This is a genomic window from Desulfitobacterium sp. LBE, from assembly GCF_007830365.1.
GTDB lineage: Bacteria > Bacillota > Desulfitobacteriia > Desulfitobacteriales > Desulfitobacteriaceae > Desulfitobacterium > Desulfitobacterium hafniense.
The window spans coordinates 2,159,063-2,174,541 of sequence record NZ_VLKD01000001.1; the positions used below are offsets into that span (position 1 = coordinate 2,159,063).

Consider the following 15,479-nt stretch of genomic DNA (forward strand, 5'->3'; position numbering starts at 1 on the left):
CATCAACTTTGAAAAACCGGACCTGTCCCTTTGATTCGCTTATCCTTTTCCGCCTTTGAACTCCGGTAAGGGTAAGCCAAGAATGCGCAGGTAGTGAATCGCTTCTCTTAAGACATGATCGGCCAGCAAGGGAAGAATCAAGGATCGCAACTGACAGCATAAGATGGCATCCGTTCCCGCGGCTTTAAAGTCCTTGAACTCTCCGGTTACCCGGATGGTTTCATTGGTAATTCTCCTGAAGCTCTGGTCGGGTACTGTTCCATTTCCCAACTGATTTAAGAGCTGTTCATAAGCTTGGGCAAAATGGTCAGCCCGGGTAATCATGGCCTTTTCTTTAGGGTCCAGCAAATGGCTGATCACTTCGGCATGTTCCTTCATAATATGGTCCCAGAACATTTGCATTTCCACCATGTGGCAGGTGGGATCCGTATACTGATGGTTTTGCAGTTTCCTGATCTGCTTCATATACATTTCTGTTTCTTTCATTTGATGTTCATACAGGGACGGGAAATTATGACTGGTGATACAGCACTGCAAAATGGCCTTTAAAGCCCGATCCGTAAACTCATAGACATTGCATGCACAGGCCAGAGCCTTTTCGTTTAATGCATAGACTTGTTCGGCTATTTCCTGCTCACAGGGAACCATGCCCATCCCCACGCCCATATAAGGGTGTAAGCTCATGGTTTCTACAGTCAACTGAGAGTTAATCGGTATACAGGTAAGCTCCTGGGTCTTTTGCTCCGCCTTCAGGGTCTTATTGGTAAACAGCTCTCCCGACTTCATCACTTCAATGCCCACTTTTCCATCGGCCAAACAATTGGCTTCATGGAGAATTTCTTCAAAGCTGCATTTGAGAGCATCGGCTTCCTGCATCCAATCCGCATCCTTACACATAAAGCCGCTTTCCAAAAAGATGAGATGCTCTTTTATAATCCTCGCCCAAAAAAGATGCAATTCCAAGGATTCCCGAATGAAATCACCGGTCATTGGCAGGGTACTCATAGAGACAACTCCTTTCCATAAAATGCCCCGGGGCATAGTTTTTTCTGACACAGCATATTCAGAAAGAGGGTCTATAGCAACCTATCCATACAATCCTTTTTATTCCATTATACAGATCGAATCTCGCTCCTTATGGTTCCTTCTGCTCTATCGTCCTATAGCATATCTTGACGATATTCGTGAGAGAGAAATGTTCCCCTCCCAAGCAGGATGTTAAAAACCACCCTGAGGCCTGGCCGGCCGACAGGGTGGTTTTAATTTGCCTATTCTTACTTCAGGCTGGCCTTGTCGCCGACCTCAGCGGAGATGGCTCCCGTGCCGCCGAAGATGTAGAGTTTCTCAAGCTCCAACTCTTTCAAGTAAGCCTGTACGGCTGGGTCGATGCTGCTTTGACCGGTCAGCAGAACCGGCATCCCCAGCTTGACAGCCAAAGCCGCACCGGCTAAAGCGTCGGGATAATTTTCCCCGGTGGCCAGAGCTGCATAGGGTGTATCTGTCCCTTCGGCAGCCTCCACTAAATATTGGGCTATCGCCAGCGCCGTCAGATAACGGTTATCGCCTGCCAAGCGGGTGATCTCAAGGCCCAGTTCTTCTTCAAGGGTGGTTGTGATGGATTCACTGAGCACGCCGCTGCCGCCGCAAAGCAGAACCGTTTGAATATCCCATTCTGTAAGGGCCTGACGGGTCAGAGTGTTGAGCTCATGGGCAGAGGTAAAGAGAATAGGAATGGTGCGCTGCCCGGCCAGGGAAGCAATGCTTAAGGCATCGGGGTAGTTTTCTCCGGTGACCAGGATAGCGGTATGCCGGTATGAGTTTGTCGTTGAAGCTGTGTTTGCGCCTGTTGCATCTGCCCCGTTATCCGTCCCTGTGCGGACAAGTTGGCCGATTTCCACCGCCGTTGCATAGCGGTTGTCTCCGGCGATGCGTTTGACCGTGTAATCCTGAGCCAGCTGCTGTTCGATATTGGGGGCGATGACCCCCGGGCCGCCCAGGATATAGACGGTTTGGGCCTGGAGACGCTTCAATTCGGCCTCGGTCTCCGGGCTCAGGTTATCCCGTGAACTCAGCAGTATAGGGGACTGATAAAGACCGGCCAGTACAGTACCGGCCAAGGCATCGGGGAAGTTTTCCCCCCCAGCCAGGATGACACGCTCGGCGTGCTCCCACCCCGCAGCACTGATGGTTGCCGCAGTCGCATAGCGGTTATCTCCAGCCAGGCGCTGGGTGGGTGTCCCTGCTTCAGCTATAGATGACGGGGGGGTGTAGCCCACACCATACAGGGAGAAGTGGGTGGTGGTGAACACCACGCACCTGCTGCTCACATCATAGGCGGAACCATCAATGCGGGTCGCTTTTCCGTTAGCATCCACATACACGCCGAAGAGATAGCCCACGGCTTCGTTTTTGCCGGGTGTATAAGGAATGGACAGGGTTGCCATACCATTGCCAAGACTGGTCACATTGGTGTTTTTCTCATCCTTCACGGTGCTGATGGTGATGTTATACACCGGACGGTTGCCGATAAGTGCCTTTGCCTCGTTGGAAAGCCCGGTTGCCGGAGCGATGCTGATGGTGATATTCCCGCCGCTCTGCCTCTGGATTTCCTTGAGGGCGGCGAGGTCAAGTCCGAGGGAAACCGGCGCGCCGTTTATCTCAAGGCTGGTTACTCCGGCGTTCACAAGGCTGTTCAGAGAGCTTTGGGTCAGGGTTGTTGTCAGGGAAGTTGCACCCTGGGGCATGGTGACATCCAGCGCAACAGAGGTTCCGTTTGCAGTTTTGCCTTGTGCCTTGGCATCTGCCTGAGCCTTTGCGATGGCGTCGGTGATGGTTTTATCTGTTATCGCTGCGTTAGCTGCTCCGCCTGTGCCTGCTGTCGCTGTGACAGGAGCCGATGCTGTAACAGGCTGGTTCGGCTTTGTTCCCGGTGTCGTTGTAATTGGTGTTGTCGGGCTGCCGCCGGAAGAAGAACCTCCGCCTGTACCACCACCTGTACCGCCGCCACTCGTATCTGTCCAATGAGCATAGATGGTGGTGTTTGCGGTAAACACAGTGCTTGTGGTAATTTGTGTACCGCCGCTTGCCGCTGTGAACCAGCCGTCAAAGCGATAGCTGTCGCTACGGGTCGGCGTAGGCAATTCCTCCAATTTGCCATTCGTCGTGGTCAACGTATCAGGTACGAGGGCATTGCCGCCGTTTGCGTTCAGGGTGATGGTAAGGAGGGTACCGGACGTAGCAGGGAACTCCTTGCCGCCCTCGGAAAACACCTCGCTCAAGCCGGGGATCTTAGCGGTATTATCCAGTGTGACTGTGCCAACATCTGCTGTCCCCTCATAGTTTATTGACCCAATGATGCCCTTGCTGCTGCTGATGAGCAAGCTTGCCGGCTTGCTGGCAAAGGTCACGTTGGCTTTATCGGCAGAATCATTCATGACCATAAGTATTCCATAGGTTTTGCCGCGAATCTCCAACAGCCCGGTGAAATCAAAGGTAAGGGCTTTGCCTGCGCCATTTTCACCGATACCAAAAGAGGTTTCCCCGTTGGCAAGGATCGTTCCTCCACCGCGAATGGTGCGCGCACCTTGGAATTGGATGCCGTGCCCTCCTGATGCGTTCAGGATGCAACCAGATCCCACCGTCAAATCGCCGGCACAAAACACAGCGACGCCGTTCGCTGATCGCGCCTCTACTGTACCGGTTCCGCTCAGGGTGAGATCAGATGTAATGATGGATAGTGAATATCCCAAGTTTCTGTCTACCGTGAGCGAGGCATCATTCAAAATAATATCAAGCTTACCCGTATTGATACCACCTGTTACATGACTGTTGGCTGAGACAGCTATCGTGCCGCCCTTGGCCACGTACAACGCATCGTAACCTGCGGGGGACTCAAAGACTGCGCCGTCTAATACCAGATAAACAGGGTTATCGGGAGAAAGCACGCGCATCTCGCCGCTTGCCTTGCCTTTAAGAACGAAGACACTTGGGCTGTTGAGCGTCAGCGTCTTCGTTGTATTGTTCCAAGTCCATGCAGTAGCGGCACTGCCGCCGCTTGTGTCGCTGGTGGGCAACTCGGGGAGGAAAAAGGTGAGCTTCGTTTCATCAAAGAAGGCAGGGGCAGCTGTGTATTGATAGACAGCGCTCTTTTCGGATTCATCGCTACTCGTATTTGGCGCAATCGCATTCGCGATAACAGTAAAGGTATATGCGCCGGTTTCGGTAATGGCACTCGTAAAGTCGTACTCGGTGGCTGTGATCGTAGGAGGAGAAGCTGTTTTGAAAGCACCGTCCTTGTAAAGCCTGACCGTGTATGTGAGGGCATTATCAACCGCAGTCCACTTGGCCTTGCCGAGGGTCGTGGTATCCCAGATGAGGCCGGTGGGGGTGGCAAGCTTGACGCCTCCCGGTGCGCTGCCGTTCAGCGTGCCGCCCGTGTGGGACAAGCCTCCATGCGCATGGAACAAGTTGTCGGGGTTATCGCTGTTGGCCAAGGTTACTGCGCCGCCGCTGATGCGGAGGGCAGCATCTGAATCGATGGTTTTCAGCGCATACCCTGTGCCCTTTGCCGTGGCGGTTACCGTACCGCCGGTGATGCTGATGCCGCTTTTACCTTGTATACCGTTGCCGTTTTTCGCCGTATTCTCGGCAGTTACCGTACCGTTTTGCAGGATGATTTCCCCAAGCGCAGTAATTGCACCATAGCCTGGGCCGCTTGGAGCGATGGCTGTCACCTTGCCGGTGGTGTTAAGGGTAATGTCTCTGCTTGAGAAAATGTCACTGTTTGAAATTCCCGAAGGGTTCACATTGGCGCTGCCGCTGATGACGAGGTTTCCGCCTGATTGTATCGCAAAATTATTCGCGCTGCTTGCGGTCACCTGTGCGTTTCCGCCGATGGTCAACGCTGCATCAACCCTTATAGCGTTATATAAGTCCTTGGTGCCGGTGGAGTTAAGTGTCAATGTTCCCCCACTTCCGGTAATACCAAGGCTGCCCACACAATAAATTGTGCTGGCGGTGTCGCTGGTGATGGAAACATCGCCGGTGTATACAAGGTTGATGGTATCTGCGCTATCGCAGTTAATGGCAATCGGCTGATTGCCGTAGCCGCTGTTCAGCGTCAGAGTTGCTGTGGCAGCGTCCCATGCCCAGCCTGTGCCGTTTTGGTTGTTGGAAAGGTCTTTGTCGGTTTCGCCGCCGATGTTCATGGTTCCGGTGGTTGTGCCGCCGATGTCCTTCTCAATTTTTACATACTTTTGGCTGGCATTCCAAGTATAGGTGCTGCCGGTGGAAGCACCGGAGCCGTCCGCATTGTCGCTCCAGGTGGCCGTATAGGAAGGGGGTAAGGTGTTAGGGGCCTTGTTGAACGCACTCTGGGCGCCGCTGCTTACCGTGACAGAGTTAATGATGTGGATGCTGCCTCCCGCATCAATGCCGGCACCAGCACCACTGTCGGAGGTGCGGACGGCAATCTCACCCACGCTGCCGACAATTGTGACGTCAACGCCTGCATCAATTGCCGGGATGCTGGGGTGTGTGCTGATAATATCGCCCGTTTCACCTGTGATTGTGACGCTGGCGTTTGCGGAAATGCCGCCGCCGAAGATGCTGCCTGCGACACCTGTAATATCGCCGGTTTTACCGCCGATTGTGACGCTGCCGCCTGCGTCGATGGCGTGTTGAGCACCGGCGATATTGCCTACAACAGCGCCATGTGGAATTGTAACACTGCCCGCTGCCGCATAAATGCCGTTGACTTTCGTGCCGGTGATATCGCCGGTTTCACCTTTGATTAAAACTTCACCTGCTTCTGCGTAGACACCGTAATTACCCTTGGAGCTGATTGCGCCTATTGTGCCGTTGATGGCAACGCCAATTTTTGCGCGAATGGCGGAGTCATCTGAAAATGATCCCTCTGCACTGCTGATGTCACCTGTTGTGCCGTTGATGAAAACATTGCCGCCCATTGCGTGAATTCCACAGGATCTGCCTGAAACATCACCTGTTGCGCCGTTGATGGTAACGCCGCCATTTTGGGAGTAAATGCCGTATCCGCTACTGCTGGGACCGGTGCCTCCCGCACCGATTTTGCCCACAACGGCGCCGTTTGAAATGGTGATGTCACCACCTGCGAAAATAGCATTGCTGCCTGTAATATCACCCACCGTGCCGATAATCTGAATGTTGCCATTTGCATCAATGCCAGGATTGCCGCTACCACTGATATTGCCCATCGTACCTATGATGGCGATATCCTTAGAGGCTTGTAGACCGCCGGAAACCGTAAGCGGGCCGGAACCTTTGATGACAAGGCCGCCCCAGGATTGTATGGCGTAGGCAGAACCCTTGTTGACTGTGACAGCACCCTCGCATACAAGGTTGATGGTAGCGCTGCTGTCATCACATGCAAATTTGATAAAACCGCCTTGGTAGCTGCTGCCCAGCGTCAGGGTGGCAGCCGCCGCATTCCATGCCCAGCTTGTTCCATTGGCATCTTGTGTCAGGTCGGAGACCGTTGTACCGCCGACATTCATGGTTCCGGTGATTGTACCGACACTCAATGGCCCGACCATGTCCCTTGCCTGTGGCGCGGCGGATTCCTCCCGCACCGTCACGGTAACGGTCGGCAGGGTTACACCCTCCGCCAGCGTCAAGCCCTCGGGCAAACCCAGCGCAGGGGTGAACACATAGTCCCCCGCCGTATCACCGTCATAGGCCGGGGCGGAAGTCCAGCCCGACACTGCCACGGCGGTTTCTATTTCCTCCGGTTCCGCCTTATCCGGCTCCTCTGCTTCACTGTCCGTTGCGGTAGCATTGCCGCTTACTGTGGCAGTAATCGCTGCACCGGTGGTGGCGGTTACCGTCAGCTCATCCGGCAGGTTCAGTTCGTCCTCCGCTGTGCCGGTTTCCACGGTCTGTTCCGCAACCTCCGCAGAAAGCTTCTCAAATACGGTGATGGTTCCGCTCACACCCAGGGGCGCGCCGGAATCTGTGACGCCGGTTTCGGCAAAGGCCATTGTTGGCAGCATGGTAAATACCATGCAGACCGACAGAATCAGGCTGCCGATTTGTTTCCATTTTCGTTTCATACGTTTCATTCCTCCTCACAATTGTCTTGATTTTGCTGTGCATTGCCCTTGGACAGCAGCATATCCAAAATTTTGTTCAGGGTCAGGGACATCCCTCCGGGCCAGCAGAGCTTCTTTCCGTCGGTGCAGGGCTTGCAGAAATCCCCGTTTTTGATAAGCGCGGCAAAAGCCGGTTCATGGATTCTGCCCCCAAACTCCAGCAGGATGGTATGCCCGCTCTCCAGCGTAATGCCGAAGGAGTCCCCATCCAATGCACCGACATGGGTGATTTTCAGGTTTTCATGATCCGCTCGTTTTGGCCATAGCATATGAGCCACCTCCCAATACTGTCATGCTTCATCAGCTTTCTTCCTCACTGACCACAGGCGGGATCGATATCGCCAGCATAATCAGTTCTTCCAGATCGATGGTCAGGATATCGCCAAAAAACAAATTTTCCCCGTCTGTACTGACAGACTGCAAAACCTCCGGCTCCTTCAGCGGACTGTAACGGATGGTATGCAACCAGTTTTCCATGTTCAGCATCAGGATGCTGCCGCTTTTCATCTCCAGCCGGAGCGACCCGTTTTCCAAAGGTTGAATGCGCAGAATGCCCATGCCGCCGTCCGGGTCCCGGATCGCCCTGTCGACGGTTTCTCTGGCGAAAATCTCCAGTTTAAACCGGGTGCCTGTGTCAAAGATTATTTTCGATCCGTCCGTCACGGCGGACCGGAATACTGCATCGTCGTTCAGCTCATAGTACCGGTTGGTACACAAGCGGTTTTCCATATTCAGCTCCAGAACACTTCCGCTGCCGAATCCGATATGCAGCCGGTGATGGTCAAGGGGCGTCACCGTCCGAATGATGGGAATCTTCTGTTTCCGTTCTTCCCCCGCCATATGCCTTCCTCCCTTCACCTTTTTCCGTATTTTTGATGGTGTGCAGACATAAAAATACACCCTACAGTTTGATTGTAGGGTGCAGAATTAATTTTTTATATTGGCCGGTGGCCATTTATTTTTTGTTTTTCAGCAGTTCACGGGAGGTCACTCCCTTTTTGGCAAGGACACTGCTGACGATTGCCTTCGCTGTGGAAAGGGATACATGGAGTCTCTCGGCGATACCTGGATTGGTCAAGCCTTCTTCAAGGAGCAACAGCACTTCCTTTTCCCGCAAAGTCAATTCCTTTCTCACGAATGCCGAACGCCCCTGTTCAACTATATAGGCAAGGGCTGCGATTCTTTCTGCGTCTTTTCTGTCACAACCGGCATCGGACAGCAGCTTTTTGAGCCCCTCATAGTTTTCCGCAAAGGGCAGCAGAATGCCGTCAGGCAGAGCCGCATTCAAGGCGCTGTTTAAGGCATCCAATGCTTGCGGGCGTTTCCCCAGCGCGTCAAGCACCTGCGCCCGGTAGATATGTATATAAATCTGCGGCAGCAGGTTGGGGAAGATCGATGAAATTCCCAGTCCGAATTCACTTACGCCGAGCAGCTTTTGGTATTCCCCACGCGCAAGCAGGATACGCCCGTAAACGATATGGGCGAAAGGCTGGGTCATGATGACCAGCCGCTTGTCGTTTATTTCTCCCCCGGCAAGCCATGGGGAAATCTCACCCTCCCGCCCAAGCAGCGTGTACAGGAACCCGCAAGCCAAATCCAGCGTATAGCGGCATAAGTCCTCCGTGTTCTGGCGGGAGCGTTCCGACAGCGAATCCAGGGCATTTTGCAGCATGGATTCATCCCCCCGCAGGATGGCAATGCGGGCCAGAAGAAACAGGCCGCACTGGTAGATGCTGTTCTGGCGCTTGCTGTCGGCGGTGAACATGGCTTTATGGCAGAGGATTTCCGCGTCATCAAGCTCGCCCCTCATCAGATGGGCCTCCGCCCGCATAATGATTTCCGCGCCGCTGCCATGCCCGCCCGTCAGTGCGTAATAGATCGGCATACACTCGTCCATTTGCGAAAGCTCTTCGTCCAGCTTCCCGCTTTCTCGGTAAAACATATACAGCACAGAGGGGGAACCGAAGGTCCATGTGCTTTTGACATTGATGAGCGCAGCAGGACCGCCCAGCAGCTCCAGCGCCCTGCGGTGCCTAGCGCTCATGGCGTCAATGCGATTGTATTCCAGAAAGGACAGGAGCAGCTCCATTTCACCGGACAGCGCGTTCTTCTCAGCATCGGGAAGGTCGCTCTGTTCAATGACCTGCTGAATTTCCCCTTTCATGGCAAGGAGCTTTTGATTTTCGTGCAGGAAAAACAGGGTAAAGGCCAGCGGCACTATGGCAGCCGGGTATTTCCGCTTGATCTCAAAGGGGGTATGCTCCATAATGTCCAGAATCATGGGCTTTGTGTGTTCATCCACCACATCCGCAATCTCGTAGCTGGTCAGGGGCAGCGAGAGTAGGCGTTCCCATTCGTCCGAGAGATAGTAAAAGCGCAGGGTATTCACCCGGTCACCTGCCTGCTCCGACAGATCGCCTCCGGTAAGATAGACCGCCTTCTGCCTTGTCTCCGGCAGCAGTTTGAACTGCTCCGTGAGAAAACTTTGAAAGAGGGCGTGTAGATAGAACCTTCGGGTTTCCCTGTCGAAATGGACGAACACCCGCTTTTCCTGCAGGAGCCGCTCCGTTTTCTCGGCGCTCATGCCGGACAGGGCTGTGGCCTGGGTCAAAGAAAAGCGGGGAAAGATGGAAACTACGGTCAGAAACTCCTGCTCAAAGGCAGGCAGATAGTTCCACAGGGCATTGCGAATCATGTTTTGTATGCTGCCGCCCTCAAAACGGCCGCTTTCGATAAAGGACAAAAGCTGGAGGTACAGCGCCATGACCCAGCCTTCGGTGATCTGCCGTACTTCCTCAAGCTGTGCGGGCGTCAGGGAAATCCCGGCCTGCCGGTAATAGGCGTCAATATCCTCCGCCAGAAAGGTGAGGGCGGATTCCCGCAGGATGAAAAAGCGGCTGCTTTCCCTCATAGAGGACTGCTCTTCCGAAGGCAGGAGCTGGGCAGCCGCCACCACATGAAGGGCCCCGCCGCCGTGCTTCGAAAGCGCCGTCAGGAATATGCCTGCGTTCGGCAGCTTCCAGGCGGCCAGATCATCCAACACAAGATAGGTTTCCTCCGGGCAGTGGAACTTTTGGAAAATCCTCTCGATTTCCGGCATGGTGTCCTCATCCGGCGGGCCTGCCGCTGCCAGCCGTTCTGCGCTTTCCGGGTCAAACTGCCCGATCAGTCCACAAAAGGCTTTCCAAGAAGCATTGGGCAGTTCTGCAGGAAAGGTATGCCAGATGATCTGTGCGGTTCCCGAAACCTGTGTATCGAAAAAGTGTCGCAGGGCCGTTGTCTTGCCGAAACCGGAGGGAGCCTCCACCAGCGTCAGCGGATACGCCTTAATGAAATTCAGGCGTTCCATAAGCCTTTTAGGAAAAAATAATGTTTCTGGTTTGAGCATTTTGGTTCGTGCCATGTTGCTCCTCCCTTTTCACATCCTCTGATGCGGGTTTTCATCCGTTGTCCTTTCGTCTGTCCTCTGTCCGGGTGAATTGCACTCTTTTTAATTATTGTATTTCTTGCCCAAGAAACAATCAAGAGAAAAAGAAAAGACTGTAAAAGGCATTCATACCTCTTACAGTCTTTTCCATTACCCTTGTCTTTTGAATAAGTCTCGCCAATTAACGGTTGGACTGCAATGCTTTCACCAGGGCATAAGCAGCCTCGGCACGAGTCATTTTCTTGGTGGATTCAAATGTGTTTCCCTCGATGTTCATGACCCCCAGACCCTTGGCTAAAGCAATATAACCAAGACTACCATCGCTAAAGGTATCGGCATCCTCATACGGAGCCTGGAAGAGTTCCTCAAGCTGAGCGATCTTCTCCAATTGCAGCATCCGAACCACTAATTTGGCTTGAAACTCGCGGCTGACCTGATCATTCAGTGACAGGTTCTCTTTGACCCACCCCAGCTCCTTGACTTGCTTCAAGAGCTCTTCATCGCTTAATCCTTGATAGGACCAGACGCCATTCTTGGCGATCAGCATGGAGCTTAGCAACGATTTTACGGTGACATGCTCATCAGGTCTGAATTGATCACCATACTCACCAAATGCTCCGGCTTGACCAAGGAGTCTGATTTCTTCCTCAGCGAAACTGCCTGAGATATCACCGAAGTTATAGGGTCTTGGCTGCTCCTTAATGGGCTTGCCTTGCCAATCGAGGAATTCACCGGTTTGGGCATCCATAATGTTGGAGACGGCAAAACTGTTGTCCATTTTAGGTTGATACACTAAGCGGATATCCGATAACTGACCATTTTTGTTAATCTGAACATATTTGAGTTCCAGAGGTCTTTTCTTTAAGAAGGTATCCTCACCTTGTTTTTGGTCCATAGCCTGGGCGATATCCGGAAAATTCACATCAGCGAAATCCATGTTATAGCTGACGACTTTTTGGGTATTGCGTTCTACGGAGACGGAGAAACCATTGCCGGGCACATGTACTCCGTTAACAACCCGCTCATAGCTGAAATCGTGGTTGGGTTGATCTTCGGGATACTTTTGACCATTGTCCATAGCCTCTAAATACTCGACCTGCTGAACCCGGTCAGGTTGAATTTTCTTGATGAAAGCATCGGCAATTGCTTTCGCCGCAGTCCGATCAATGGCATCCGGGCCTTTGGGCTGCGGGTTAGGAGTATAGGCACTGAACCCAAGGACTTCACCCGTGGCCGCATCCACCCGGGCATAGACATAGTTGTATCCATCCGCGCTTTCTTCCTGACTCCAATCAAAGGACCAGACACGTTTCTGGCTTAAGCCACCTTCCAAGCCAAGATTGGCACCGCGCAGAGTGAGGCTGTCCGGTATTTCCACCCATTTCTTGGCACTTTCGATAGCCTGCTCCTTCGTCAGCAGCTTAGATGCATCATCCACTTCTTTTTGCTCGGCCGGTGCTAAGGCATTTTCTGAAGACTTCGCCATTCCACCCATACCACCGCCGGCCTCCATAACGGCATCGCTATTAAGCCATTCGCCAGAGTTAAGCTTGAGGGGTTCCCCTGTTTTGGCATCAATCATACCGCTGAAAGATTGATTGCTTAATTTGTAAACTAAAAGGGCATCTTTCTTGGCGTCCTTTTCCTGACTATCCAGCGGTCTAATGCCGTAGTTAAGGAAATATTGCAGCTGGAGAAGATTATTTTTTACAAATGCCTCACGAGCCTTGTCTGCACTGATAACATCTTTGGGATCGGGAATGCTTTCTTTGCTCCAGTTGAGAGAATAGCTTGTAATCGTACCATCATAAGCATTCACTTGAACTGATACACCATTGCTTGGGAAAGCAACGCCATTGGCCACCCTCTTCCATTGCACTGAATAGGTCGTATAGCCATAATCTATGACAGGAGTGATTTGGGTGTTTTCCGGCACCAATTCCATCTGATTGAGCCGATCTCCCAGAATTTTGTTCACCAGACCCTGAGCGATATCTTTAGCCTCTGCATAGGAATATTTGGGAACACTGGTCTGCGAAGATGAACTTGCAGGATTCCAACTGTTCATATGAATGATTTCACCGGTGCTTACATCCACTTGAGCGTTAAAACTACCCCCGGCATCATCTGTGGAATTCCAATTTAAGGACCAAGTCTCTCTTTCATTATAGTTATTGTAGCCCGAAGTAAACTTTGTATAGGCTGCAGGAATAGTAAAGTTATTTTTAACGAGTTTAATAGCATCTTCCAAACTCACTTTAACCTGTGCCGGGGCGGCAATCGTTTCTACCGCACTTATGGTTTTGGCACTCACCTCAGCTGCCGCCATCACGGAGGCAGGTAGTGCACCCTGCACTAATAAGGCCACAGCCATGGGAATTGCTAACTTATGCATTTTTTTCTTATTCATTTTTCCATTCCTTTCTTACCTTGTCTTTTTCAACCTCTATTACCATTATAGACGAAAAACTCACGGCCAATATGACGCTGAAAAGCAAACCGGAAATAAATTAATTATTGTCAATCATTATGCTTTTATTACTATTTCTAATATAATACATTTTTCTAAACATTTATAATAATCAGAAGGGGTTTTGTTTTTTTTGCAGAATAGTTATATAAGTACTAAATTGAACAGGAGTGAGCAGAAAATGAAACGCAGCATTTGGGTCTTTTCCGTTCTCTTAGCTACCATATTTCTTCTTGGCCATTGGATTCCTGGTTTTTCGGCGCACTCTACTCTTAATTCCTCCGGTCAACCCGCTCTGGCCTCTGCTTTCACCGACCCCGTTACGCCAACCGAGCGCAAAGAGATGGAAACTTTAGCACTGGATTTTACAAAAAGGTATTATACCTATACTTTGGATAATTATTTGGAAGAAGGCCTAAAGCTCCTGCCCCTCCTGACACAAGATTATCAACCGATCTATATGGGTTCTCTTGAGAAAAGCTTCAGCGCAGCCGAAGCCGTAAATGCCAGGTCGACCGTGGAAAGCGCCTTAGTCCTGGGGCTGGAAAAAACTGCTCCGGATTCGAGCTTGATTAAAATGCAATTTAAAGCAAAGGTTTTGACCCATGATGTTGTAACCTTGAATCGCTACAGTGTTGTTTTGGACTTAAAAAAAGAAGATGACGCATGGTTGATTAACGATATAGTGGAAGAAGAGCCTGTTGCCTTTTCCAACCTTCAGGATTTACTCTAATTTTCGTAGAATTTCGTTTTAATTAAGCTTTAGTACCTGATAAGGTAGATTAAAACTCCCGTGAAAATGGTCTGTGACTCACATAGACCTTTCCATCGGGAGTTTCTGTTTTGTATCATTGGCCTATTAAATTGCTCATGAGGTGATACTCCGAGCCTTTAAATCTTAGAGAAAGAAAAGCCAGGTTACTATCCCAAAAAGAGGAAGCAAAATACAGACACTATACACCATATAGCCGAAAAAGCTGGGCATTTTTACTCCGGATTCTTCAGCTATAGACCGCACCATAAAGTTTGGTGCATTGCCGATATAGGTAACTGCTCCAAAGAACACTGAGCCGGCAGAAATCGCCAGGAGATATAAGGGCTGTTCCACTAAGAACTGAGCCACTGCAGGCCCTTCAGCCACACCGGGATAGAATTGACCTAAAGCGGTGCTAAAGAAAGTCAGGTAGGTCGGGGCATTGTCCAGGAAGCTGGATAATGCTCCGGTAATCCAGAAATATTGAGCCGGCTCTTTTACTGCTGCAGTAATAAAAGACAAGGCTCCGGACTCTCCGGCCTTCAAAATCGCTAAAGCAGGCGCCATGGTGACAAAGATTCCGAAGAAAAGATAAACAATCTCCAGAATGGGTCCCCAGGAGTATTCATTTTCCTCACGAACTGTCTTGGCTGTGATTTTCATAGAAATAACCATAATAGCCACAAGAACCAGATTGCGAATAACATCCTGCCAGCCAAGATGAACCCCTAAAATCGATACTTCGCTCATCTTAACATAACCGCTAAAAAGAATCACACCAATAATTGCAGCTAACAGAATAAAGTTCTGAGCGCCCAGAATTTCCAGCTTTTTCTCTGGCGTTGAACCTTCATTGGCGGTGTCTTGCGTTGCCGCCACCGCTCGATCGCCGGCAGATGAGGCAAGGGCCAGGCCGGCTTCTTTTTGTTCCTTAGCCAGATAGTATTTATCAAAAGCAATATACATGAGCAATAACCCGGCCAGTACGACAGCCATGGGGGTTATGAGGCGCAAGGTCCAAAAGAAGGGGACTCCATGCAAAAAGCCCAGGAAAAGCGGCGGATCCCCTAGGGGGGTCAATGATCCTCCTACATTGGCAACCATGAAAATAAAGAAGACCACCATAAAGGCCTTATACTTACGGTCCTTATTCACACGCAGGAAGGGGCGGATCAACAGCATAGCCGCTCCTGTAGTTCCCATCCATGAAGCAACAATAGCCCCGATGGTCAGGAAACCTGCATTGACCCAAGTGGTCCCCTTAAGGGATGTGCGAACTAAAATTCCACCACCCACTGTAAATAGGGAGCCAATGAGAATGATAAAGGGGATGTAATCAGCGATAAGTAAATGGAGCAGCTCATCCACGCCTTGTTTTCCATAAACTACAATTAGTGGAACAGCAAGCAATGCTGCCCAGGCAGCCGACACCTTCCCAAAATGATGATGCCAAAACTTAGGAAACAGAACAGGTCCGAGGGCGATGGATAACAACATACCGACAAAAGGAATGACAGAATATAATGGTAATAACGTTCCTAAAGAGTGTTCCATTTTTTCCTCCTTAAATTAATTGGCAGGCAAAGCAGCCTTTTTTAGAATTTAAATAACTTTCGCACACCGAAAGTGACGCAAACTAAAAAGCGTCTACGTCTATGTTACAACACAACGCTCCTTATGAACATACCAAAAAGTACAACT

General features: G+C 51.0%; 11 protein-coding genes. 3 read left to right on the forward strand and 8 right to left on the reverse strand.

Translation table 11 applies throughout. The features are described from left to right. Positions 1–39 precede the first annotated feature (39 nt). On the reverse strand, positions 40–1,005 hold the full coding sequence (locus tag DESLBE_RS10250; protein ID WP_018213791.1) for a DUF2935 domain-containing protein: 966 nt from the start codon (positions 1,003–1,005) through the stop codon (positions 40–42). Between the two features lie 269 nt (positions 1,006–1,274). After that, positions 1,275–5,480 (reverse strand): cell wall-binding repeat-containing protein, encoded by a 4,206-nt coding sequence (locus DESLBE_RS10255; protein WP_172625412.1) that lies wholly within the window; start codon positions 5,478–5,480, stop codon positions 1,275–1,277. 51 nt (positions 5,481–5,531) lie between these two features. Here DESLBE_RS10255 and DESLBE_RS26555 point away from each other — a divergent pair, with 51 nt between their 5' ends. Next, the gene (locus DESLBE_RS26555) at positions 5,532–5,795 is read left to right on the forward strand and encodes a hypothetical protein (protein WP_172625413.1); all 264 of its coding nucleotides are present in this window, start codon (positions 5,532–5,534) and stop codon (positions 5,793–5,795) included. Positions 5,796–5,848: 53 nt separating this feature from the next. On the opposite strand, the gene DESLBE_RS26560 is transcribed toward DESLBE_RS26555, so the two are convergent. Beyond that, positions 5,849–6,220 carry a hypothetical protein gene (locus tag DESLBE_RS26560; RefSeq protein WP_172625414.1) on the reverse strand — a complete coding sequence of 124 codons (372 nt, stop codon included), beginning with the start codon at positions 6,218–6,220 and terminating at the stop codon, positions 5,849–5,851. A 266-nt stretch (positions 6,221–6,486) separates the two neighbouring features. Here DESLBE_RS26560 and DESLBE_RS26565 point away from each other — a divergent pair, with 266 nt between their 5' ends. Beyond that, positions 6,487–6,690 carry a hypothetical protein gene (locus DESLBE_RS26565; protein ID WP_172625415.1) on the forward strand — a complete coding sequence of 68 codons (204 nt, stop codon included), beginning with the start codon at positions 6,487–6,489 and terminating at the stop codon, positions 6,688–6,690. Positions 6,691–7,093: 403 nt separating this feature from the next. On the opposite strand, the gene DESLBE_RS10260 is transcribed toward DESLBE_RS26565, so the two are convergent. The 4 genes from DESLBE_RS10260 to DESLBE_RS10275 form a co-directional block, all read right to left on the reverse strand. Then, on the reverse strand, positions 7,094–7,396 hold the full coding sequence (locus DESLBE_RS10260) for a hypothetical protein (RefSeq protein WP_144676613.1): 303 nt from the start codon (positions 7,394–7,396) through the stop codon (positions 7,094–7,096). Positions 7,397–7,427: 31 nt separating this feature from the next. After that, on the reverse strand, positions 7,428–7,967 hold the full coding sequence (locus tag DESLBE_RS10265; RefSeq protein WP_144676615.1) for a hypothetical protein: 540 nt from the start codon (positions 7,965–7,967) through the stop codon (positions 7,428–7,430). A 115-nt stretch (positions 7,968–8,082) separates the two neighbouring features. Further along, positions 8,083–10,530: a LuxR C-terminal-related transcriptional regulator gene (locus DESLBE_RS10270; RefSeq protein ID WP_243131283.1), complete on the reverse strand. Its 2,448-nt coding sequence runs from the start codon at positions 10,528–10,530 to the stop codon at positions 8,083–8,085. A gap of 205 nt (positions 10,531–10,735) precedes the next feature. Then, positions 10,736–12,964, reverse strand: a complete 2,229-nt coding sequence (locus DESLBE_RS10275; protein ID WP_144676617.1) for a YcdB/YcdC domain-containing protein — start codon at positions 12,962–12,964, stop codon at positions 10,736–10,738. A gap of 241 nt (positions 12,965–13,205) precedes the next feature. On the opposite strand from DESLBE_RS10275, the gene DESLBE_RS10280 reads away from it, so the two are divergent. Then, positions 13,206–13,757 carry a hypothetical protein gene (locus DESLBE_RS10280; protein ID WP_026184123.1) on the forward strand — a complete coding sequence of 184 codons (552 nt, stop codon included), beginning with the start codon at positions 13,206–13,208 and terminating at the stop codon, positions 13,755–13,757. A 165-nt stretch (positions 13,758–13,922) separates the two neighbouring features. Here the strand turns inward: DESLBE_RS10280 and DESLBE_RS10285 are convergent, their stop codons facing one another. After that, a complete protein-coding gene (locus tag DESLBE_RS10285) occupies positions 13,923–15,332 on the reverse strand; it encodes a sodium:proton antiporter (protein WP_144676619.1) in 1,410 nt (469 codons plus the stop codon). Positions 15,333–15,479 lie beyond the last annotated feature (147 nt).